Genomic DNA, 20,622 nt, shown 5'->3' with positions numbered 1-20,622 from the left:
CCGTATCCACGCCTTCTATTTCTCGCGCCCGCGCGGCCTGGTCGACCTGCACCGGCGCCGTTCGTCGAGTCGGGTGCCGCAGACATCAACGATACGGGGACGATCGTCGGCTCGATGACGCGCGCCAACCCCGACGGCAGCGAGACCGAACTGGCCTACCGCTGGTCGAACTTTTCCCCGGTTAACCTGAACACCCGCCTGCTCGATGCGCCCGCCGGCCTGGTCCTGACCCAGGCCCTGCACATTGCGCCGTCGGGCGACATTGTCGCCAATTCGAACGCCGGGCTGGTGCTGCTGCGCCAGGGCCGGGCGGGAACGGACGCGCCGGTGCTGGGGCCGGTGGCGCTGGGCGAGCCGATCCGTCCGACCGTGGCGACCACGCTCACGCAAACCTTCAGCGACCGCAACCCGCGCGATACCCATAGCGCCACAGTGGACTGGGGCGACGGCAGCGGCCCGCAGCCCGCGATCGTCGACGAAACCCGCGGCAGAGGCAGCATCAGCGCCACCCACACCTACGCGGGCGCGGGCGACTTCACGATCGTGGTGAACGTGACCGATTCGACCGGCAGGACGACGTCGACGTTCCGGCTCGTGACCGTGGAACCGCCCAGGCCGTTTGGCGCCGCGGAAAACGCGGCAGCTGCCGTCCAGCCGACGCGCTCGCTGTTGGGGCCGGAAACGCCGGCCGCTGTGCAGGCCAGGTTGAAAGGGCTGCCGAAGAAATAGCCGAATGATCGCCGCGGCCGCCCGGCTGACGCCATCGACGAACCGTTTTACTCCGTCGGATCGGGTTTTACGCGCGCCAGCTTGTAGTCCGCCGCCGAACGCTCGAGCGCCAGGCCAAGCACGTCCTTCAGCTCGCCGGCGCTCGCACCCTCGTCGAGCTGGCGCTTGGCGAAGGTATTGCGCAAGGTACGCCCGCCGGAACGCGCCAGGTCCATTCCCGCGCGCTCGAAGGTGGCGCGGATCTGCACATACACGGTTTTCTTGGTCAGCTTGTCGCCGGCGACATTCGCCGGAAACACGAACTCGCCCGGAATTCCCATCTTCGCGCGTTCCTCCAGCCAGGGCCGCAACTCCTCGACGCCGCGGCGCGGCAGGGTGGTCGTGTGCTCGTGGCTGGTGTCGTGCTTCTCGTCGGGTGTGATGGTCAGCTCGATCGAACCGTCGATGGCCACCTGCTGGCCAACCTCGTGGACCAGCAATCCGGTCGCTTCGGAAACGCGCAGGCCCGCCAGCGCAATGACCACCTGCATGGCGCGGTCGCGCCGGCGCTTCCAGCCGTCGAAGGGCGTCACGCGGCGCCGCCGTGGCGGATGCGAGGGCAGGGCATCGAAGAAGCGCTCCAGCTGTTCCTCGGACAGGGCGCGGCTGGCATCGTCCCTGGCAAGGTCGGTGTAATTGGTCGCCAGGATCGCCTGTTCGGCTGGATTCGGCGTGACCTGCAGGTATTCGAAACAGCGCTCCAGCAGGCGCAGGTAGCGGTAAGCGATCTTGCTGTTGAGGACACGCTTGCCGTGCTCGGTGCGATTCACGAACCCGATGAGGTCGGCATGGGTAAGGGTGAACAGGGTCTTGCCCTGTTCGGCCAGCCAACGCGCGAAGTTGCCGAACATGAAGATGTAGATCTTGGCCGATTCCCGCGACACCATCCGCGGCGTGCCGTCGGCGCGCAGGCGGCGGCCGGTGTTCGCAAAATCGATCGTGAACACGAAATCGGTGAAGGCTTTGAGGGGAGCGGTTCCCCAGGCAGTCAAGTCGGGCATGGTGTCTATCATATACCGTAACTAACCCACAAGTGTTTTCAAATACTCGATAAAACAAAACCCAGCCATCAGAAAATGGGGCCGGAGTGGTGCGCGGGCGACAAGATCGGCAGTGAAACGTGGGCGTATCAGGCTGAGGAGGGTGCTGGACCTGCCGTTGACGATGACACCACAGGATTTCGTTGGCCAGCTCCCGGAAAGGCTGCGGAGCGAAGCTGTATGCAAGCCAGACTGGTACGGATCGGGACGACCGCGCTGCGTCGCGGTTGCCTGCGCAGCCGCCGCGGTCTCCGCCGGAAATGGGACTGGCCAAGGCAAGGTCGCAGCGCACATAGCACCGGAAATGCGCGGGCCTGAATGCGGTAGGCGCGTCTCATCGAGGGTAGTCCGGACGCCAAGGTCCAGACAGGTATTGCACCAAACAGCGAGCGTCGCGTCGGGCCGCGGAAGGACAAGGTCGTGCTTTGGGTTGGGCCGGTCGGCACGAGCATGTCAAGTTGGAGAAATGCATGGCCAGGCTGGCCATTAACGCGTCCGGCATAAATAATCTGCGCAAAGTGATAGCGTGCTGGATGACGGGTTGCACTGGTCCGACGTCGAAAGCTTAACCGACGCCAGCGCGCGGTTCGCATCGGCGAGACGATCGAACCGCGCCAGGACGCGACCGACGAGTGTGGACGCTTGCTTCAGGTGAATGATTCCGGTGGCCGATGTCATGGACAACTGTCGAATGGGGTACCTGTAGAATTGCTGCGGAATGATTTGGTGGCGTCATTAGGGTACGGAAAGTGCCGAGTTCGAGAATAAACGGCGAGGTTCACAGTCAAACTGGAACTTCGCATAATCTATATTATGTCAAATGCGCTCTCGACGCAGGGACATTGGCAGCGGTAGGAGTCTCCAAAATCCCTCTCCCCGGACGTCCGGCGAAGTAAATGTGGTCGTTTAAGCGAAGTAAATTTGAGACACGCCGAACGAGCGACAGTAAATTTGAGACACTCGTTCATTTTCTTCCTATGAAAATCCGCATGGACGTTGCCAAAAACCGAGTGAAATCTTCTGCGAAGCTTCGGTTTGAAGAGGATACACAAGAACGCTGCAATCGTCAGCCAACCGCGGCCACACTCAAAGCTAGACGGACGTTTGTAGAGTCTGGAATTTGAACCGCTAACCTTAGGTCAGTCTCTTGTTGAGACGACTGTCCTGGAAAACTGGCATTGCTCGCCAAGAGCAACCGTCGATAACTGAAGGGCCGTTGAGGTCGCGGCTGGATGCAGTCGTGAAAGAAGAGCCAGACGGGCTGGGAGCGCGCCCCGTGTCATCCGAATCGCCAGCGAAGTAAGCGAAGCGATCGCCCCAGTGTCGGCGTGCCGGCGCGGCTGCAGCCACTGCTGCCGCCAAGGGTTTATTGTTTTTGGACATGAGGCTGTGTTGCTTGCTTAGGTCAGCGGACGTGAAATGGTTCGCCAGTTATGGCGGCGTCAGCAGGACGTTGATGTGGACCTCGACAGCACGATCGGTACGGCCTGTCCACTCCTCGTCGATGATTCTTGCTCGGTTTACGAGCGTCGCCCCCCTGTTCTGTCGGTTGAGGCATTCCCTCAGCGAAGATAATGATTGCGCGGTCGACAGTATTCGGCACAATGAAATAGCGATGTTCGCCGTCGATGAAACGTTCGTAGATCCATACCTTGAACTGAGCCTTAGAACAAATCGGGTCGAACTGATGGCGTCAATTCATCGATATTTTTCTGAGTGATGACAGTCGGGCTTGCAGCGCTCTTCGCCGCTGACCCGCTGTCAGCGCTACGTGCATTGGCCCATTTCGATCGCACTGCAGGACCAATTACTAATTTCCAAGCCAAAGAAAGGCGAACTCGACAATATAATGCGTAATGTCGAGTTGCTGATGTGGACGGAATTCTCAGGCCAATGGCGTTTTTGACTGCTCCGGCGACTGACAGTCGAGCATCGATGCGCCTGAGTTTGCACGTTTGGTACGGGCAGCAGCAACTGCCGGACTTTTCCTGGCGCTGCAAATATCCGTTACGGCCGGTTTTCCCCGCTGTCGTGCGCAAGCTGCATCTACCCCGTAATCCTTGCGTCCTCGCGCTGCACCGGGCCCCGCGTCCCACGATCACGTCGTGCCGATGCAAACGCGGATGACCCTTCCGACGCAGCCGCGCCGCTGCATCCCGGGCTATGCCAGGGGCCGATCACATTGCAGTGCCCTTCCCTGGCGCGACCGTTCGACTCCATCAACCGACGCAGTCGAGGCGCTCCTCGTATTCAGCGGTACCACGAAACAGCGTGCCGCCTTGGCTCCCGAACAGCGCCTGGCGCCGGAGCCGCCTGGAAGCCACTTTCCGTTCAGCCGAACAGCTTGACCGCCGTCTTCGCCACCAGCTCGCCCTGGTGCCGCGCCCCTTCCAGTTCGTTCTGGCTGGGCTGGCGCTGCCCCTGCCCGCCGGCGATCGTGCTGGCGCCGTAGGGGCTGGCGCCGGTGATTTCGTCGAGCGTCATCTGGCCGGCGAAGCTGTACGGCAAGCCGACCACGACCATCCCGAAGTGCAGCAGGTTCGTGATGATCGAGAACAGCGTCGTTTCCTGGCCGCCGTGCTGGGTCGCGGTCGAGGTGAAGGCGGCGCCGACCTTCCCGTGCAGGGCGCCGCGCGCCCACAGGCCGCCGGTCTGGTCGAGGAAGGCGGCCATTTGCGCGGGCATGCGGCCATAGCGGGTCGGCGCGCCGATGACGATCGCGTCGTAATTGGGCAGTTCGTCGACGGTCGCGACCGGTGCCTGCTGGTCGAGCTTGAAATGGGCGCCGCGCGCGATCGCCTCGGGCACCGTCTCCGGCACCCGCTTGACCACCACGTCGGCGCCGCCGGCGCGTACGCCTTCGGCCATGGCGTTCGCCATCTGCTCGATGTGACCATAGGTGGAGTAATACAGAACCAGTACCTTTGCCATGCGATTCTCCTTCGCAAATGAATGACATGAAGCTGGAATGGATGTGCAGGCGTCCTATGCTACCCCGATCGTGATTCGCATACGGTCCCGTTGGCGCGAGGCCCGCAACCGCCTGGCCCAGCGGGTCAGTCCGTCCCCTTCCCTTTCCTGGCGGCATTCGACGCGATGATCTCGTCGTGGCGCTCGTTGTCGGTCTTGTGCAGGTAGCCGGCCGTGGTGGCGATGTTGGCGTGGCCGGCCGTATCCTGCAGGGTTTTCAATTGCACGCCATTGTTGGCGTGGTTGGTCAGCATGCTGTGGCGCAGCCAGTGGGCCGATGCGTGGCGCAGGCTGGCGGCAATGTCAGCCTGGCCGGCGCGCGCGGCGGCCGATGCCGCTTCGGCGAACACGCCCTTGATCGCTTCCGACGCCGCCTCGTCGGTCAGGCGCGTCACCGCCTTGCTGCGGCTCGACAGCACCAGCGGCATGCGGTCGGCGCGCGCCGTATGTGGCGGCAGTCCGAAGGCTTCGCGGTAGCGGCGGTACGCATCAAGCATTTCCTCGGGCACCGGCAGGCGGCGCGGCTTGTTGCCCTTGCCGATCACGTCGAGCCACCAGCGGTCGTTCCCTTCCGCATAGATGGCGCCCATGTTCGCACTGACCAGTTCATTCAGGCGTGCACCGGTATGGGCGAACGCGACTAGCAGGAAACGGTCGCGCTCGCGCCGGCGCAGGGCCGCGGGCGAATCGGGCACGCGCTGCGAGACGGTCTCGACCGCCAGTGCGATCGCCTCAGGCGTCAGGTAGCGCGTGATGCGGCTGGCGATCGGCGTGCGCACGTTGCGCACCAGCGCGGCCGGATTGCGCCGCAGGTAGCCGGTCTGCTCGGCAAAGGAGAGCAGACCCTTTACGGCGATCATCGCCTGGCGCCGGCTGGGGTCGGACAAGGGACCGGTAAATGGGCGGTAGCGCGGGTCGCTGCGCGGCCACTTGGTGGTCGAGACCCAGTCCGGCGGCGGATTGCGCAGGAATTCCTTGTAGGCGTTGAGGTCGGCCACGTTCAGCTGGGACAAGGTCTTCTTCGCTTCTTCCCGGCACCATGTCAGGAAGCGAAACAGTTCTTTCTGGCTGTTGGCGATCGATTTGGCGCTGAGTTCGCCATTGCCGATGAACTCGCGGGCGATTTCGGCGTCGGTCTGGGCTTCGGTGATCGGGTCGTCGGCGACGCGGAACATCTTGACGTCGAGCCGGGCGCTGGGCGCGTCGGAATCGCCGGCAAGGCGTGGTGCGAGGTCGATGGGGACGAACTTGGTCATATTGTCCTCATGTAATACTGTGTTTTTATACAGTATAGCACGACGTACCTGCAGCGCCCGCGCTCGGAGCGTGCTAACCTGTTTCGATCAAATGATTCAATAGGACAACATATGAACCCGATCGAACTCAACTCCGGCGACGCCTTCCTGATCATCGACATGCAGCTTGATTTCCTCCCCGGCGGCGCGCTCGGCGTGCCCAACGGCGACCAGGTGATCGCGCCGATCAACCGCCTCACGGAACTGTTCGCCCGCCAGGGCTTGCCGGTGGTTGCCTCGCGTGACTGGCATCCCGACAACCATTGTTCGTTCGCCGCGCGCGGCGGGCCGTGGCCGCCGCATTGCGTGGCCGATACCGAAGGGGCGGCGTTTTCCGCCGAGCTCAAGCTGCCCGCCGGCACAACGGTCGTTTCCAAGGCGGACACGGCGGACGCCGACGCCTACTCTGCATTCAATGGTACGGACCTGGCACAGCAACTGCGCGGGCGCGGCGTGCGCCGTGTGGTCGTCGGTGGACTCGCAACCGATTACTGCGTACTGAACACAGTGCTCGACGCCCGTGAGCTCGGGTTCGAGGTGATCATCGTCGAGGAAGCGATGCGGGCGGTCGACGTTGCGCCTGGCGACGGCGAACGCGCGATCGAGCGCATGGCTGGACTCGGCGCGCGCGTGGCCCGTCTCGACGAATTCGCCGGGCTCGCAGCGCACGCCTGATTTGCCCTAGGGGCAAAAACAAAAAAACCTGGCCGCGGCCAGGTTTTTTTATGCCGCAGGAGCTCAGCCCTGCTTGTGCAGCAGCGAGCGCGAACGGGCGTAGCCGAAATACACCGCCAGGCCGATCGCCAGCCAGACGATGAAGGCGACCCAGGTATGCCAGCTCAGGAAGGACATCAGCGCCAGGCAGAAGATGATGGCCAGGGCCGGGACCACCGGCACGCCCGGGCAGCGGAAGGCGCGGTGCAGGTCCGGACGCTTCTTGCGCAGGATGATGACGGCCAGCGAGACCAGCGAGAACGCGGCCAGCGTGCCGATGTTGACCAGTTCGGCCAGCACGCCCAGCGGCACGACTGCGGCGATCAGGCCGAAGATGATGCCGACCAGCCAGGTGGCGAAGTACGGGGTGCCGTATTTCGGGTGCACGGTCGAGAGTTTCTTCGGCAGCAGGCCGTCGCGCGACATTGCGTACAGAATGCGGGTCTGGCCGTAAGCCATGACCAGGATCACGGTGCTCATGCCCAGGATGGCGGCGAGGTCGACGAAGCCGGCGACCCAGTCCTGGCCGGCATACTGCAGCGCCAGCGAGACCGGGTGATCGACGCCCTTGAAGTTCATGAACGGGACGATGCCGGTCATGATGGCGGCGACCGCCACGTACAGGATGGTGCAGACGGCCAGCGAACCGATGATACCGATCGGCAGGTCCTTGCTCGGATTCTTGACTTCTTCCGCGGCGGAGGTAACGGCGTCGAAGCCGATGAAGGCGAAGAACACCAGGGCCGCGGCGCTCATCACGCTGCCGGCACCGAAGGGCATGAAGGGCTGCCAGTTTTCAGGCTTGACGTAATTCACGCCGACGAAGATGAACAGCAGCACGACGCCGGTCTTGATCAGCACCATGATGTTATTGACGCGGGCCGACTCGCGCACGCCCAGCGAGAGCATGAAGGTCAGCAGGATCATGATCAGGAAGGCCGGCAGGTTGAACACCGTGTCGACGCCGGGAATGGCGCCGGGGGCGGCGCGCAAGGCTTCCGGCAGGACGACGCCGATGCCCTTGAGCAGCGACTGGAAGTAGCCCGACCAGCCGACCGCCACGGTGGACGTGGCCAGGCCGTATTCGAGCAGCAGGTCCCAGCCGATCATCCAGGCCACGAGTTCGCCCAGGGTGACGTAGGAATAGGTGTAGATCGAACCGGCCACCGGCACGCTCGACGCGAATTCGGCGTAGCAGAGCGCGGCGAAACCGCAGGCCACGGCGGCGATGATGAAGGACAGGGTCAATGCTGGCCCGGCCGTGACGGCGCCGGTACCGGTCAACACGAAGATGCCCGTGCCGACAATCGCCCCGATACCCATCAGGATCAGGTCCATCGGTCCGAGGACCTTTTTCAGTCCGCCAGGGGTGCGGCTGTCCGCCACCATGGTATCGAGGTTTTTCGTTCTAAAAAGACTCACTACGTGCTCTCCTGTTATGCATTGTCTGTCTCCTGTCGGAAGCCACCGGTACGTGCCGAATGCCTTTCCGCTGTCTTTTCCGCTGTATCGCCGGCGAATGTTACGCATACACGAACCGGCCCGCTTGCCTTGAAGGCAAACAGGCAGGTCCGGTAGTCACCACGAGGGAAAGCGCCTGGTGATATCCGGAGACATCGCCAGGCGCGAATCGACTCGCCATGTCCGCAGCGCGGCGTGTCCTTATAAGCGGCACGCGCGTGCGAAAAGCGATCACAATCAGCCAGCACATTGCATTATTGCTCCGGCAACCCCTGTTGAGCAAGCGCTGGCCGCGCCAACCGGACGCCCTCCCCTTTATTTTTGGGTGCGGCGGCGCCAAACCCGTGCGTACAGCACGAGATTCACGGCGCCGACCAGGGCGGCCAGCATGAACTGGATCTCGCGCGTGAGGCCGTCCGGGTACAGCAGCCACAGGATATGGTGCTCGATGAAGCCTCCGGCGTAGCCGCCCAGGCCGGCGCGCAGGCGCAGCAGGTTTTCCAGCGCGGTCAGGGGGCAGCCGCGCCCGCTGACTTCGACGAAGATGCCCCAGGCGGCCGCCGGCAGGTGCAGCCAGATCAGGCGCGGCCAGCGCGGCACCAGCGCCGCGCCGAACACGACGAACAGCACGAAGCCGAGGTGGGCGAGGAGGACGAGCGTGGCTGCGGCGGCGTAGAACATGGCGTATTGTGCGCCACCTTCGCTGTTCAAGACCGGGCCGCTTCGCTGCTTGCCGCCTGCGCCGCCCCGATCTGCTCGCGCGCGAACTGGCCGAGCGCGCCGATGGCGTTCGCCGCCGAGCGCAGGTAAAACGCCTGCAGGTGGAAGACGTGCCAGCGCGCGCGGTGGAGTTCAAACCGGCACGGCGCGCCGCAGGCGGCGGCATGTTCGGCCAGGCGTAGCGAATCGGGCAGCAGGATTTCCTGGTCGCCCACCTGCACCAGCATCGGCGGCAGCCCGCGCAGGTCGCAGCGCAGCGGCTGGTGGACGCCGGCTTCCGGCGGGCAGGCGTACCAGGCGGCGCCTTGCCGGGCCCATGCGGCGCGCACCATCGGATCGGCCGCCGCGTTGGCGGGGTGTTCGGCGGGCGGCAATTGCGTCAGCGGCGAGATCAGCGCTAGCGCGGCCGGCATCGGCGTGCCGCTGTCGCGCAGCCTGATGGCGGCCGCCAGCGCCAGCGATGCGCCGGCCGAATCGCCGGCCAGCACGATGCGCGCGGCCGGGATGCCGGCGGCCAGCATGGCGGCGTGGCAGGCCAGCGCATCCTCGAGCGCCGCCGGGTAAGGATGTTCGGGGGCGAGACGGTAGTCGGGCACCCAGACCGGCACCCCGGCCGCGCGCGCCAGGCGCGTGGTGATGCTGCGGTGCGTCCGCGGGCTGCCCAGGCAGAAGGCGCCGCCGTGCAGGTACAGGATCGCGCCCTCGCCTGTTACTGCGGGCGTCACGACTTCCACGCCGAGTGCGCCCACCTGCACCCGGCGGTAGCCGACGCCGCCCACGCCGGGCATCAGCGGCGCCAGCATCGCGACGATGCGGCGCTGCGTCCTTGCGCTGAACGGCGGGCCGATGAAAGGTTTGAAGCAGGTGCGCAGGAAGGCGCGCTGGAAGGCGGCCGCACCGCGTTCGGACAGCGCGCACGGTGCGGCGACCTCGACGCCGTCCGGATGGCCCGCGAGGGGCGTGGTAAACCGGTAGGCGAGCAGGCTGGCATGGCGCGTCAGGAAGCGGTAAGTGAACGTGAAGCCGGGCCAGTTGGCGCTGTTGCGGCCGTGGCGGTCGAGATACCAGCTGCGGCAGCCCTGCCAGACCGTGGCACCCAGGCGCCGCCGCAGCATGGCACTGAAACGGGCGTGCGGCATGGCCTCGACTTCGATCGCAGCCGCACCCGCCGCCCGCAGCGCGCGGCGGCAGCGCATGATGTGCCCGACCTGGCTCTCCAGCATGTAGACGATGGAATTGTGGCCCAGGTTCGTGTTCGGCCCGTACAGCATGAAAAAATTCGGAAAGCCCGGCACCGTCATGCCGAGATAGGCTTCGGCGCCGCCCTGCCAGGCATCGTGCAACAGGCGCCCGCCCCGCCCGCGGATCGCCAGCGGCGCCAGGAAGTCGGTGGCGGCAAAGCCGGTGCCGTAGATGATGACGTCGAGTTCGTGCCGCTCGCCGTCGGCGGTCTCGATGCCGGTGGGCGTGACGCGGGCGATGGCCTCGGTGACCAGGCGCACCGCGGGGCGGGCGAAGACGGCCAGGTAATCGTCGCTGAGCAGGATGCGTTTGCAGCCGATCGGGTAGTCCGGCGTCAGGCGCGCGCGCAAGGCGGGATCCAGCACCTCGCGCGCCAGCATGGCCTGGAACGGCTTGCCGACAGCCAGCCACATCATGCTTTTCATGCGCGTGAAGGCCAGCGCCCGGGTTTCGTATTTGGCATAGATAAAGGCGCGGTGCAGGCGCATCAGGATCGGCAGGCGCCGAAACAGCTGCTGTTGCCAGTGCGGGTATGGCCGGTCGGCGCGCGCCTTGATATACGCGGCCGAGCGCTGGAAAACGGTCAGGTGGGCTGCCTGGCGCGCGACGACGGGAATGAACTGCGCCGCCGAGGCGCCGGTGCCGATCACCCCGATCCGTTTGCCGGCCAGCGTACACGTGTGGTCCCACTGGGCCGAGTGAAAGGCGTGGCCGCGAAACACCTCGATGCCGGGAAACCGCGGCGGCACGGGCCGGCCCAGCAGGCCGGCGGCGCTGACCAGCAAATGCGCCAGCAGGCGCTCGCCGCTTCCAAGCTGCACCTCCCACAGTGCGCGCGTCTCGTCGTAGCCGGCGCCCTGCACGATGCAGCCAGTGCGAATGTGACTGGCCAGGGCGAAGCGGCGCACGCAATCGTGCAGGTAGGCGTGGATCTCGGCCTGGCCGGCAAAGGTATGCGACCAGTCAGGGTTGGGCGCGAACGAAAACGAGTACAGGTGCGAGGGCACGTCGCAGGCGGCGCCGGGATAGGTATTGTCGCGCCAGACGCCACCCAGGTCGGCGCTCTTTTCCAGGATCAGGAAGTTGTCGACGCCCGCGCGGCGCAGCGCCACGCCCATGCAGATGCCGCCGAAACCGGCGCCGATGATGATGGCTTCGTGGATCGTCGCTGAGGTGGGCTGCAATGCGGGCGGCAAGCGGGCGAGAATGTGGACAATAAAGCGGTCATGGGCAGTCTCCTCGGCACTCACGCTGATTTGTTCTCAGCTGCAACAATACACGAGGCGAAGCGCCCTGGCTTGATGCCGGGCCGAAGTCTTTTGGCGTTTCAGGCAGCGTGCATGGTTCCCATGCGCAGCGGGTAAACCAGGGAGGGCGGCACACGATGGGCTGCCGTCCTACAGCGACGCGCTGCCCGCACCGATGGTGCGGAAAAAGGCCGCAGGCATAATCGGCTCACTGATCACGCATCAACAGGAGAGCACCATGGCGACAAATCCTTCGAACGAATCGGCCTCGACCACGGCCACGACATCGGCCTCGACCTCGGTAGGCATCGGCGGCACCACCAGCGGCCAGGCCGGCGCCACGCCCAGCCACGAAACCCAGCAGGAAACCGGCGGCAGCGGCGGCGCCCAGCTGACCCATAGTACGGGCGAAGCGGATGCGGCTCCTGGCACGACGCCGGCAGGCAGCGCCGCCGCCCCCGAACAGCCGCCGGAGGCACAGGACAGCGCCGTGCAGACTGGCGCGCGCGGCCACCTCGACACCACCTCGCAGCAGGCGGGCGGCACCGGCACCGGCATCGGATCGCGCGAGTCCGGCGCCAACCAGTCGCAGGAAGATTTACCGCCCCAGCCTTGATGGCGGCGGCAGCGGCGGCCATCGCTGGCCGCCGCAAGGCCTTACTTAATTATCGAGCCTGATCGTGCCGTGTTCGCCCGGATCGACGTCCGGCGTCGTGCCCGTCATGGCGGCCTTGGCCATCTGGAACAGGCGCACCATCTTGCTGTCGTTCGAATCCCAGTATTCGGCGCTGTGCGGGGCGACGCGTACCAGCACCACGTGTTCGTCGTCCGGGCCGTGCGGGAACCAGGCCTGCACCATCGGGTTCCACAGCGCGCGGATGCGTTCACGGTCGACCACGCGCTCGGCGGTGCCGCTGATCGAGACGTACAGGCTGTCGTCCGGCTGGGCGAAGCTGACGTTCACTTCCGGCTGCAGGGCGATGTTCTGCCACAGCGGCGCATGGATCGAAGTGTAGAACCAGAGGCCGCCCTGCTCGTCGGTCTCCTGGTTGGTCATCGGGTGGCTGATCAGGTGGCCGTGCTCGTCGACGGTGGTAAACATTGCAAAGCGCATCGAGCGGATCTTGTCCGCCAGCGCGGCCGCTTGTGCCGAAGCGTTCGTCATGGACATGGCGTTTCCTTGGATATTAAGTGAACCGCCATCCTAAGCCGAGCTGGCGCCGCGTTCCGTGCGGCGCCGAACGCTGCCACACGCAGCGCGCGGCATTCTCCCTTATATCAATCCCGGGGCCACGTCCGGCTGGTAGCGTCCCGGCGCCAGGATGCCGGCCGGGTCGAGCGCCGCCTTGATGGCGCCCACCGTGCGCCAGTAGCTGTCGCCCTGCGGATCGAGCCGGCCCATCGCATGGTTGCCGACGCGGTAAGGAATGTAGCCGGCCTCGAACATGGTGGCGAACACCTCGTCGTGGCAGGCGCGCGCACGGGCCGCCTCGTCCGGGTCGTCCTTGTCGTAGGCCACCGTCAACACGCCGCCGAGCGCGCGCTCGTTGATCATGCTGAAGGTGGCGAACAGGTCGAAGCCGTATTTGTCGAAGCTGGCCCGGGCCAGTTCGTGCACGGCCAGCATGTCGGCGCCGCGCAGCGGCAGTACCGGAGACACCCACAGCAAGCCGCAATTGTCCTGCGCCGGATTGGCCTGGACCGGAAAGGTGACCGGTACGCCGCCGCGGCGGCGCCAGTAAGCACCGGACAGGAAGCGGCCGTCGGGTACGCCGCGGTTCATCGCGAACAGCGACTCGCCCAGCGCAACCCGGGTGCGCAGGCGTTTTCCCGCCTCGGTATTGCCGAGCAGGCGCGCGGCAAAGGCGCCGGCGCGCAGGCTGCGTTCGCTCACGAAACGCGTGCGCCCTTTGGTGCCGCGCAGCGCGCGCCGCACGGCAGCGCGCGCCGCCGCCACCTGGGCGTGCGAGCCGTAGAGCGCGCCGGACACGGTCCAGGCGCCCACGCCGCCCTTGGCGCGCATCTGCTGGCGCAGCGCCTCGGGCAGGCGCGCACCCTGTGGCACGGCCGCGCGCGGAAAGGCGCCGGAACCGGAAAAGACGCGCATGTCGTTTCCGATGTGCAGGATGCTGCGCAGGGTGCCGTCCAGGCGCAGCGGCCGCAGGGCGTCGACCACGTCGGCGATGTCGGCATGCGCCGGGACGCTGCACAGGAAGTGGTTCACGCATTCGGCTTGCGGCATCAGCCAGATGCCCAGGCGCGTGACGATCCCCATGTTCGACTGGGTGAACAGGCCGTCCAGGAAGGGGCCGACGCCATACGGGAACAGGTGCGCCGCGCGCGCCTGGCGATAGTGGCCGAAGCCGGTTTCGAGCAGTTCGCCGCTGGCCAGCACCACCTGCATGCCGGCCACGTGCTGCAGGCGGTTGCCGTAGGGCGAATGGCCGAAACCGCGCTCCATGATGTTGCCGATGTAGCTCGTGTCCGGCCCGGCGCCGGTGCAGTCGGCCCAGAGCGGATAGCCGCGCTGCAGCAGGTGGTCCGACAGCTGGCGCTGGGTCACGCCCGGTTCGATCACCGCATACGCCAGTTCCGGGTCGACGTGGATGATGCGGTTCATGCGCGACAGGTCGAGGATCACCTGGCCGGCGCCGACCGCGCAGGCGTCGCCATAGCCCCAGTTCTTGCCGGTGCTGATCGGGTAGACGGCAACGCCCGCACCGGCGGCGATCTTGACCAATTGCGCCACCTCGTCGGCGTTTGCCGGGCGCACCAGGGCCAGCGGGTGCACCGGACGCGCCGCCGTGCTGCGTGCATAGCGTTCGCGCGTGGCGCCGTCGGCGAGCACGTTGGCGGCGCCCACCACGGCGGCCATCGCAGCCAGGGCGGCGTCCAGACCGGTACTGTCGGCGCCCCCGTGCAGGTCGTTCAGGCGGCTCATGCGCGTTCTCCACCGCGGCACAGGGCCGCCAGGCGCGCCCTGATGTCGGGGACGTCCCACGTCGGGAAGAACCAGGAATAGAAGGAGCGCTCGCCGGCGCCCTGCTCGAAGCTGCCGCCCCACTTGCGGATCTGCGCGCCCATCTGGTCGAGCGTCAGGCGCAGCAGCACGGCGGGGGCGCCGACGCGGCTGCACGGCCGTTCGCCGCCGAAGTCGCTGAAGCCGAGCATGCGCTTGTAGAAGGCAACGTGGCGCGGATTGACCTCGATGACGTAATCGGTGAAGCCATGCAGTTCGCTGGCGTACAGGTAAGAGATATGGATCAGCGCGGCGAACACGCGCTTGGACATGCCGGCGTCGATCGCCAGGCGCGAGGGTTCGCACAGGCGCCGGTTGTCGGCGCGCAGGATGTTGAGGCGGTCGCCGAAGTTCTCGTCGGCCGGCAGGCGATTGTCGCGGTCCAGGCACAGGCTCATCGTGCCGACCAGCTCGCCGCCGGTTTCGGCGTACAAGGTCACCTTGTCGTAGCTGCCCTCGCCCGCTTCGAACGCATAGCCGCGCCAGGCGTACATGCGCCGTACCAGTGCGCCGCTGTCGGCGTGGCAGCCGGCCGACAGCGCCACGCGGATGTTGAATACCTGGGAATCGAGGCGCGCCGGCGCCTGGCCTGCGGGGCTGGCGCCCTGGGTGCGCGGCGACTGGATCGGTGCTGCCTGGAACGTTGCGATCGGCAATTCATCTACCAACATACTTGTCTCCCTGAAGTAGCGTTCCGCCTTCATTGGCGAAACGACATGACTGCCATTCAGACAAGGTCAGCAGTAACGGGTTCCCGGGGTTTTGCGCGAATCTTTGCTAGCTGGACATAGATCAATCACGGAGGAAATTAATCACAAGCACATGATGGAAACATGATGGAAAGATGTGTCGACAAGGAAATTTTGCATGTGCACAGATCCCGTTTGACCGGCATCAACGGGAAAAAGGGTTACGCAGTGCGCGCCGCGCGCAGCCATATAATCGACAGGGTTGCAGGCAGGGTTGCAAGCAGGGCTGGAAGTGAGCGCACCTGCGCGTTGCCCTGGCCTTCACCGGAGACCATCCAATGTCCCTCGCCTGTCGTCATTGTCCGGCGCGGCTGCAAACACCGTTTTTCTTCCCGGCACACTCATGAGAGCACTCCAGGTCGAGGTCGAATGCCATGGGTAATCGTCCCGTCGCCGCACTGGCGCCGGCGTTCGCGCCGCCGCGGCTGATCGCGCACGTCGTCAACCGCCTCGATGCCGGTGGCGCCGGCAACGGCCTGCTCGACCTGATCGCGCACATGCCGGGCGACCGCTACCGCCATGTGGTGTTATGCCTGCGCGACCATGCCCTGCTGCACACCCACCTGCGCGAACAAGGCGTCGAGGTGATCGACCTGCACAAGCGCGACGGCCCCGACCCGGGCCATTTCCTGCGCATGGTGCGCGCCCTGCGCGCGCTGCGGCCGGACCTGGTGCACACCCGCAATCTCGGTGGCCTGGAGGGGCAACTGGCGGCGGCGCTGGCGGGGGTGCGGCTGCGGGTGCATGGCGAATACGGACGCGAGTCCGGGCCTGGCAAGGAGCGCGCCGGCCCTGGCCGCAAGCGTGCGCCCGGCTTCCTGCGCCGCGCACTGCGCCCGCTGGTGGGCCACTACATTGCCGTCAGCGCCGAGCAGGAACGCTGGCTGATCGAGCAGGTCGGCGCCGAGCCCTCGCGCGTGTCGCACATTTCGAACGGCGTCGACAGCCTCGAGTTCCACCCGCGCCTGGGGCCGCACGCCGCAGTCGGTCCCGACGGCTTCATGCGCGACGACGCCTTCGTGATCGGCAGCGTCGGGCGCATGGACGACGCCAAGAACGACACCACCCTGGTCGAAGCCTTCCTGCGCCTGATCTCCTCGCCCCACGCGGCGCACAGCCGCCTGCGCCTGCTGATCGTGGGCGATGGCCCGATGCGCGCCGAATGCCAGGCGATGCTCGAGCGCGCCGGCGCCGGCGCGCGCGCCTGGCTGCCGGGCGAGCGTCCCGACACCGCGCAGCTGATGCGGGCGATGGACCTGATGGTGTTGCCGGCGCTGGCCGAAGGCAGCGGCAACGTGCTGCTCGAGGCGATGGCGACCGGGCTGCCGGTGGTCGCCACCGCGGTCGGGGTGCACAAGGAACTGGTACAGCCGGGCCTGACCGGCATCCTGGTGCCGCCGATGTCGCCGGACGTCATGGCGGCGGCGATCGCCGACTATTGCCGCATCCCCGAAATGGGCGCCCGCCACGGCGCGCGTGCGCGCGGCCAGGTGATCGCCCACCACAGCCTGCCGGCGATGGCGCGCAGCTATCTGGCGGTGTACGACGCGCTGGCTGGTGGGTGAGTGTGCTCGGACATGTAAGGTGGGCGGCTACACCCAGGTGTGTGCTTGCCTACTGCCTGAACGCCGCCCACGCGTTCAACACACTTCGAAAATTCGCGACGAATCACCGGCTGGTTGAACGCGTGGGCGGCGCAAACGCCGCCGGTCCTCAAACTGATGAGGTGGAGCCGCCCACCTTACGAAGCCGTGCAACCGTTGGATCTCACGCCTAGCCCGGCACAAGCGCCAACGCGTCCCCACGCGCTTCGGCAGCCAACCCATCGCGCCGCCCGCGTGCCAGCCACTGTTCCAGCATCAGCAGGCGCCAGACGGTCTGGCCGTGCGCGGTCGGGTCTTGCGGCAGGCGCCGCGCCAGCAGCAGGTCGATGAACTCGCGGCGCAGGATGCGGCGCTTCGCCAGCGTCGACAGGCTGTCGTAGGCGAGCGCCCGGACCCTGGCGTCGCCCAGCAGCCAGCGCCCGAACGGCAGCGCCACGGCGCCGGCCGCCGGCGCCGGCACAGGCGCGCCGAGCTCGCGCAATGCCTTGGCGAACAGGCGCTGAGGCCCGTTGCCACTCTTGTGGCGCGGCGCCAGGCGCGCCGCCATGGCGACCACGGCGTCGTCCAGGTAGGGCAGCCCGGCCTGCACACCCGCGGCCGCGCAGGCGGCGGCGAACGCGGGCACGATCCGGCACGGCAGGTCGCCCTGCAGTTCAAGGTCGACCGCGCAGTTGACGGCGCTGCGTGCCTGCGTCAGCCACCAGGCCTCTTCCTGCGCGCCGGCCGGCGCATCCGGGTCGACCAGTTCCAGGAAGGCCGGCTCGAATACGTTGGCGGTGCCGTGCGAGAGCAGCGCGTTGCGCCGGCGCAGCCGCGCCAGCGGCGGCGCCATCGCCTGTTCGATGCGGGTGCGCAGCCCCTCCAGCATGGGCAGGCGGGCGCCAGGGCCGAACAGCAGCGGCTCGATCAGTAGCTGGCGCAGCGCGCCCGGCAGGCGCTCATAGCGATTCGCCTGCGCCAGCCCGGCGTAGCGCCGTCCGCGTCCGAACAACTGGGCCGCGCCAAACGCGCCATGGAGGCGCTCCAGGCCATCCGCGCGCGCCATGCGGCCGGCAAACAGCATGGCGACGGCGGCTGGGTCGCCGCACGGCGCATCCGTAGCCTGCGCCAGTGCGGCGATGGCGTCGGCAACGTCGGCGCCGTCGATGATCTGCTCGCGGTGACGGCTGCCGATGCGGCGCGCCGCCGCGCGCGCGGCGCCCAGGATGCCGCCATCGCCGACGCCAAAGCCGATCGCGTAGGTGTGCACCGCCCCGCCGCCGCGCTGCAGCAGCGTGGCCGCCAGCGTGGCGCCGGCGCCGCCCGCCAGCATGAACCCGGCCGGCTGCGCCATGCCGGATCCGTGCGGCGTGCAGTCGAGCGCCAGCGACAGCGCGTCGAGCAGCGCCGTGTGCGGGACCGGGTCGACCGCGTGCTCGGTGTAGCGCATGCGCCAGTAGCGGATGCGCTCGACGCGGCCGCCGTGCAGGTGCAGGCATTCGCCCGGGGCCAGCCGGCGCTGTCCGGCGAACATGGTGCGCGGGCCGTGCACCGCATGCAGGTACAGGTAATCGAACAGCGCCTGCGGATCGAGCTCGCGCCCGGCGCCTGGATGGCGCGCCAATGCTTCCATGCTGCTGGCGAACAGCAAACTGCGGCCGGCCATCCGATAGAACAGGGGCCGGGTGGCGCAGCGGTCGACCGCCAGCAGCGCTTCGGCGCAGCGTTCGTCGAGCAAGGCAAAGGCGAAATGGCCGGACAGCGCCGCGCAGGCACGAGCGCCGTGGGCACGCCACAAACGCGCCAGCGCCTCGGCCGGGACGCCGAAGCTGGCGATCAATAGGCCATCCTGGTGGTACAGGCTGGCCTCGGCCGGAGCGGCGGCGAGCGCCATCGCGCCCAGGCTGTGGCCGGCGCTGCGCAAGGGCTGCGCGCCATTAAAGGATTGCGAGCCATTAAGCGGCGCAGCCATGTCGGCCAGCGCCATGGCTGCGGGCTCACGGCGCAGTTCGGTCGATATCCAGCCGCACAGGCCGCTCATGGCGCCCCCCGCGCCGCCACGTCGGCAAACAGCGGCGCCAGTTCGCCGGCCAGCAGCGCGCGGTCGATCTGGCCGTCGCGCGCCCGCGGCAAGGGTGCACGGCGCACGTCGACCATGGCTGGCAGCATGTGCTGCGGCAGGCGCGCGCGGCAGGCGCCGAACAGGATCGAGGAATCGAGCCGGGCGCCCTGGGGCGGCGTCGCCAGCACGGCGATCACCTGTCCCAGTACCGGATGGGCGACCCCGACCGCCGCCGCCTCGGCCACGAGACCGGTGCCGATCACGATTTTTTCCAGCTCGCGCCCGCTGATGCGGTAGCCGCCGCTGGTGATCGTGTCGTTGCGGCCTTCGCTCAGGTACAGGTAGCCGTCGAGGTCCTTGCGCGCGCTCACGCCCGGCCAGTAACCGGTATCGCGTTGCGCCAGCCCGACGCCAGGGGGCAGGAAACGGAACTGTTCGCTGCTGGCGCCCGGGTCGTTCCACCAGCCCGGCGCCACCAGCGCACCGCGGCGCACCAGTTCGCCGGTTTCGCCCGGTGCGCATTCGCGTCCGTCGGCACGCACTACCAGCCAGTCGGAATACGGCAGCGCACGTCCGATCGAACCCGGCCGTTCGTCGAGCTGGGCCGGCATCAGGCTGGTCGAGCGGCAGGCGTCGCCGATGTCGTACAGCAGATGGATGCGGGTGCGTGGCAGCGCCGCGCGTAGCGTGGCCAGCGCGTCGCGTTCGAGGCCGCCACCGGCGCAGGCGGTATAGCGCAGGCAATCGGCCGCGCGTCCGAGGTCGTGTCCGGCCAGCGCGTTCCAGGTAGCGGGGAGCGCTGCCAGCGCGGTGATGTCGCCGCGCTCGAGCAGGCGCGCCAGCGCCGCCGGGTCGGGCAAACCATCGGACGCCGCTGCGGTGTCGAGCACGACAGTGGCGCCGGCGCACAAGGTCGCGAGCAGGATATTGACGCCATAGTCGCTGGCGAACGGTAGCGCGGCCAGCACCCGGTCGCCCGGCCGGATACCGAGGCAGCGCGCACTTGAAGCGGCGCCGGCGACCAGGTTACGCTGCGACAGGGCCAGCGCACGCTCGCCCGGACCGGCGCCATCCGCCGCGGCGCCGTAGATCAGGGCACCCAGTCCCGGCTCGCCGCCCGCCGGCGCGGCGGAGGACGCCGCGGACGCCAGGAAGCTGTCCCAGGCGAGCACCGGCACCTGAGTGCTGCGTGGTGCGCAGGCACCGGCGCCGTGCAGGACGATCGCGCGCAGCGCCGGGCAGCTGCCCGCGACGTCGCCGAGCGCGTCGAGGCCGTGCGCATCCGTCACCAGCACGCGTGCGCCGCAGTCGCGCAGGCGTGCCAGGCTGGCCGCCGCATCGCAGCGCAGGTCGAGCGGTACGGAGGCGCTGCCGGCATGCGAGGCGCCTAGCAAGGCCACCACGGCCGCGGTCGACGCCGGCAAGCCCAGGGCGACGCGCTCGCCGCTGGCACCACCAAGCCCTGCCAGCGCGGCGCCGAAGGCGGCCACCGCGCCGGCCAGCCCGGCATAGCTGATGCGTTCGGTACCGTGGCGCACCGCGGTCGCCGTGGGCGACCAGAGCGCCGCCGCGTCCACCAGTTCATGTGCCAGCTGAGCCATTTTTTCTCCAATCTTGCTGAACGTAAAAATGCATGATTGAGAAAAACTGCAAATAGGTCATTGACCCAAATCAATTGATATTGCTTGGACTCAGCTGTCTCCGCGCAAGGCGGCGCGGCGGAACGCGTGTCTAATTGACATAAATATATGT

Annotated in this window: 15 protein-coding genes; 4 read left to right on the top strand and 11 right to left on the bottom strand. The window is 67.2% G+C overall.

The features are described from left to right. Nucleotides 1-114: 114 nt before the first annotated feature. On the top strand, nt 115-729 hold the full coding sequence (locus IFT60_RS00810; RefSeq protein ID WP_192048441.1) for a PKD domain-containing protein: 615 nt from the start codon (nt 115-117) through the stop codon (nt 727-729). A gap of 47 nt (nt 730-776) precedes the next feature. Here IFT60_RS00810 and IFT60_RS00805 read toward each other — a convergent pair whose 3' ends face one another. The 3 genes from IFT60_RS00805 to IFT60_RS00795 form a co-directional block, all read right to left on the bottom strand. Further along, entirely contained in the window at nt 777-1,769 is a 993-nt protein-coding gene (locus tag IFT60_RS00805) for a tyrosine-type recombinase/integrase (RefSeq protein WP_192048439.1), read from the bottom strand. A 2,370-nt stretch (nt 1,770-4,139) separates the two neighbouring features. Then, nucleotides 4,140-4,739: an NAD(P)H:quinone oxidoreductase gene (gene wrbA / locus IFT60_RS00800; protein WP_192048437.1), complete on the bottom strand. Its 600-nt coding sequence runs from the start codon at nt 4,737-4,739 to the stop codon at nt 4,140-4,142. 125 nt (nt 4,740-4,864) lie between these two features. After that, on the bottom strand, nt 4,865-6,034 hold the full coding sequence (locus tag IFT60_RS00795) for a tyrosine-type recombinase/integrase (RefSeq protein WP_192048435.1): 1,170 nt from the start codon (nt 6,032-6,034) through the stop codon (nt 4,865-4,867). A gap of 111 nt (nt 6,035-6,145) precedes the next feature. On the opposite strand from IFT60_RS00795, the gene IFT60_RS00790 reads away from it, so the two are divergent. Further along, nucleotides 6,146-6,748: an isochorismatase family protein gene (locus tag IFT60_RS00790; protein ID WP_192048433.1), complete on the top strand. Its 603-nt coding sequence runs from the start codon at nt 6,146-6,148 to the stop codon at nt 6,746-6,748. Between the two features lie 63 nt (nt 6,749-6,811). Here IFT60_RS00790 and bcaP read toward each other — a convergent pair whose 3' ends face one another. From bcaP to IFT60_RS00775, 3 genes are all read right to left on the bottom strand, one after another. Continuing rightward, nucleotides 6,812-8,209 (bottom strand): branched-chain amino acid transporter BcaP, encoded by a 1,398-nt coding sequence (gene bcaP, locus IFT60_RS00785; protein ID WP_374000179.1) that lies wholly within the window; start codon nt 8,207-8,209, stop codon nt 6,812-6,814. A gap of 354 nt (nt 8,210-8,563) precedes the next feature. After that, nucleotides 8,564-8,959 carry a DUF2784 domain-containing protein gene (locus IFT60_RS00780; RefSeq protein ID WP_307729655.1) on the bottom strand — a complete coding sequence of 132 codons (396 nt, stop codon included), beginning with the start codon at nt 8,957-8,959 and terminating at the stop codon, nt 8,564-8,566. Continuing rightward, nucleotides 8,956-11,460, bottom strand: a complete 2,505-nt coding sequence (locus IFT60_RS00775; RefSeq protein WP_374000181.1) for a flavin-containing monooxygenase — start codon at nt 11,458-11,460, stop codon at nt 8,956-8,958. The genes IFT60_RS00780 and IFT60_RS00775 overlap by 4 nt, the downstream gene beginning before the upstream one ends. Nucleotides 11,461-11,695: 235 nt before the next feature. On the opposite strand from IFT60_RS00775, the gene IFT60_RS00770 reads away from it, so the two are divergent. Continuing rightward, nucleotides 11,696-12,073, top strand: coding sequence for a hypothetical protein (locus IFT60_RS00770; RefSeq protein ID WP_192048432.1), 378 nt, complete (start codon nt 11,696-11,698; stop codon nt 12,071-12,073). Between the two features lie 45 nt (nt 12,074-12,118). On the opposite strand, the gene IFT60_RS00765 is transcribed toward IFT60_RS00770, so the two are convergent. The 3 genes from IFT60_RS00765 to IFT60_RS00755 form a co-directional block, all read right to left on the bottom strand. Further along, nucleotides 12,119-12,628, bottom strand: a complete 510-nt coding sequence (locus IFT60_RS00765; protein WP_229510621.1) for a pyridoxamine 5'-phosphate oxidase family protein — start codon at nt 12,626-12,628, stop codon at nt 12,119-12,121. Between the two features lie 102 nt (nt 12,629-12,730). After that, nucleotides 12,731-14,398: an FAD-binding oxidoreductase gene (locus IFT60_RS00760; RefSeq protein WP_192048430.1), complete on the bottom strand. Its 1,668-nt coding sequence runs from the start codon at nt 14,396-14,398 to the stop codon at nt 12,731-12,733. Beyond that, a complete protein-coding gene (locus IFT60_RS00755) occupies nt 14,395-15,147 on the bottom strand; it encodes an N-acyl amino acid synthase FeeM domain-containing protein (RefSeq protein WP_192048428.1) in 753 nt (250 codons plus the stop codon). The genes IFT60_RS00760 and IFT60_RS00755 overlap by 4 nt, the downstream gene beginning before the upstream one ends. A 452-nt stretch (nt 15,148-15,599) precedes the next feature. On the opposite strand from IFT60_RS00755, the gene IFT60_RS00750 reads away from it, so the two are divergent. Next, entirely contained in the window at nt 15,600-16,790 is a 1,191-nt protein-coding gene (locus IFT60_RS00750; protein ID WP_192048426.1) for a glycosyltransferase, read from the top strand. Nucleotides 16,791-16,998: 208 nt separating this feature from the next. On the opposite strand, the gene IFT60_RS00745 is transcribed toward IFT60_RS00750, so the two are convergent. Both IFT60_RS00745 and IFT60_RS00740 read right to left on the bottom strand, forming a co-directional pair. Next, entirely contained in the window at nt 16,999-18,849 is a 1,851-nt protein-coding gene (locus IFT60_RS00745) for an asparagine synthase-related protein (RefSeq protein WP_192048424.1), read from the bottom strand. After that, nucleotides 18,846-20,471 (bottom strand): AMP-binding protein, encoded by a 1,626-nt coding sequence (locus IFT60_RS00740; RefSeq protein ID WP_192048422.1) that lies wholly within the window; start codon nt 20,469-20,471, stop codon nt 18,846-18,848. Before IFT60_RS00740 ends, IFT60_RS00745 begins: the two co-directional genes overlap by 4 nt. Between the last annotated feature and the right edge of the window lie 151 nt (nt 20,472-20,622).

This window comes from Massilia sp. CFBP 13721 (genome assembly GCF_014842025.1).
GTDB lineage: Bacteria > Pseudomonadota > Gammaproteobacteria > Burkholderiales > Burkholderiaceae_D > Telluria.
The sequence above is the reverse complement of the archived record's forward strand: the minus strand, read 5'-3'. Positions and strand labels throughout refer to the sequence as shown.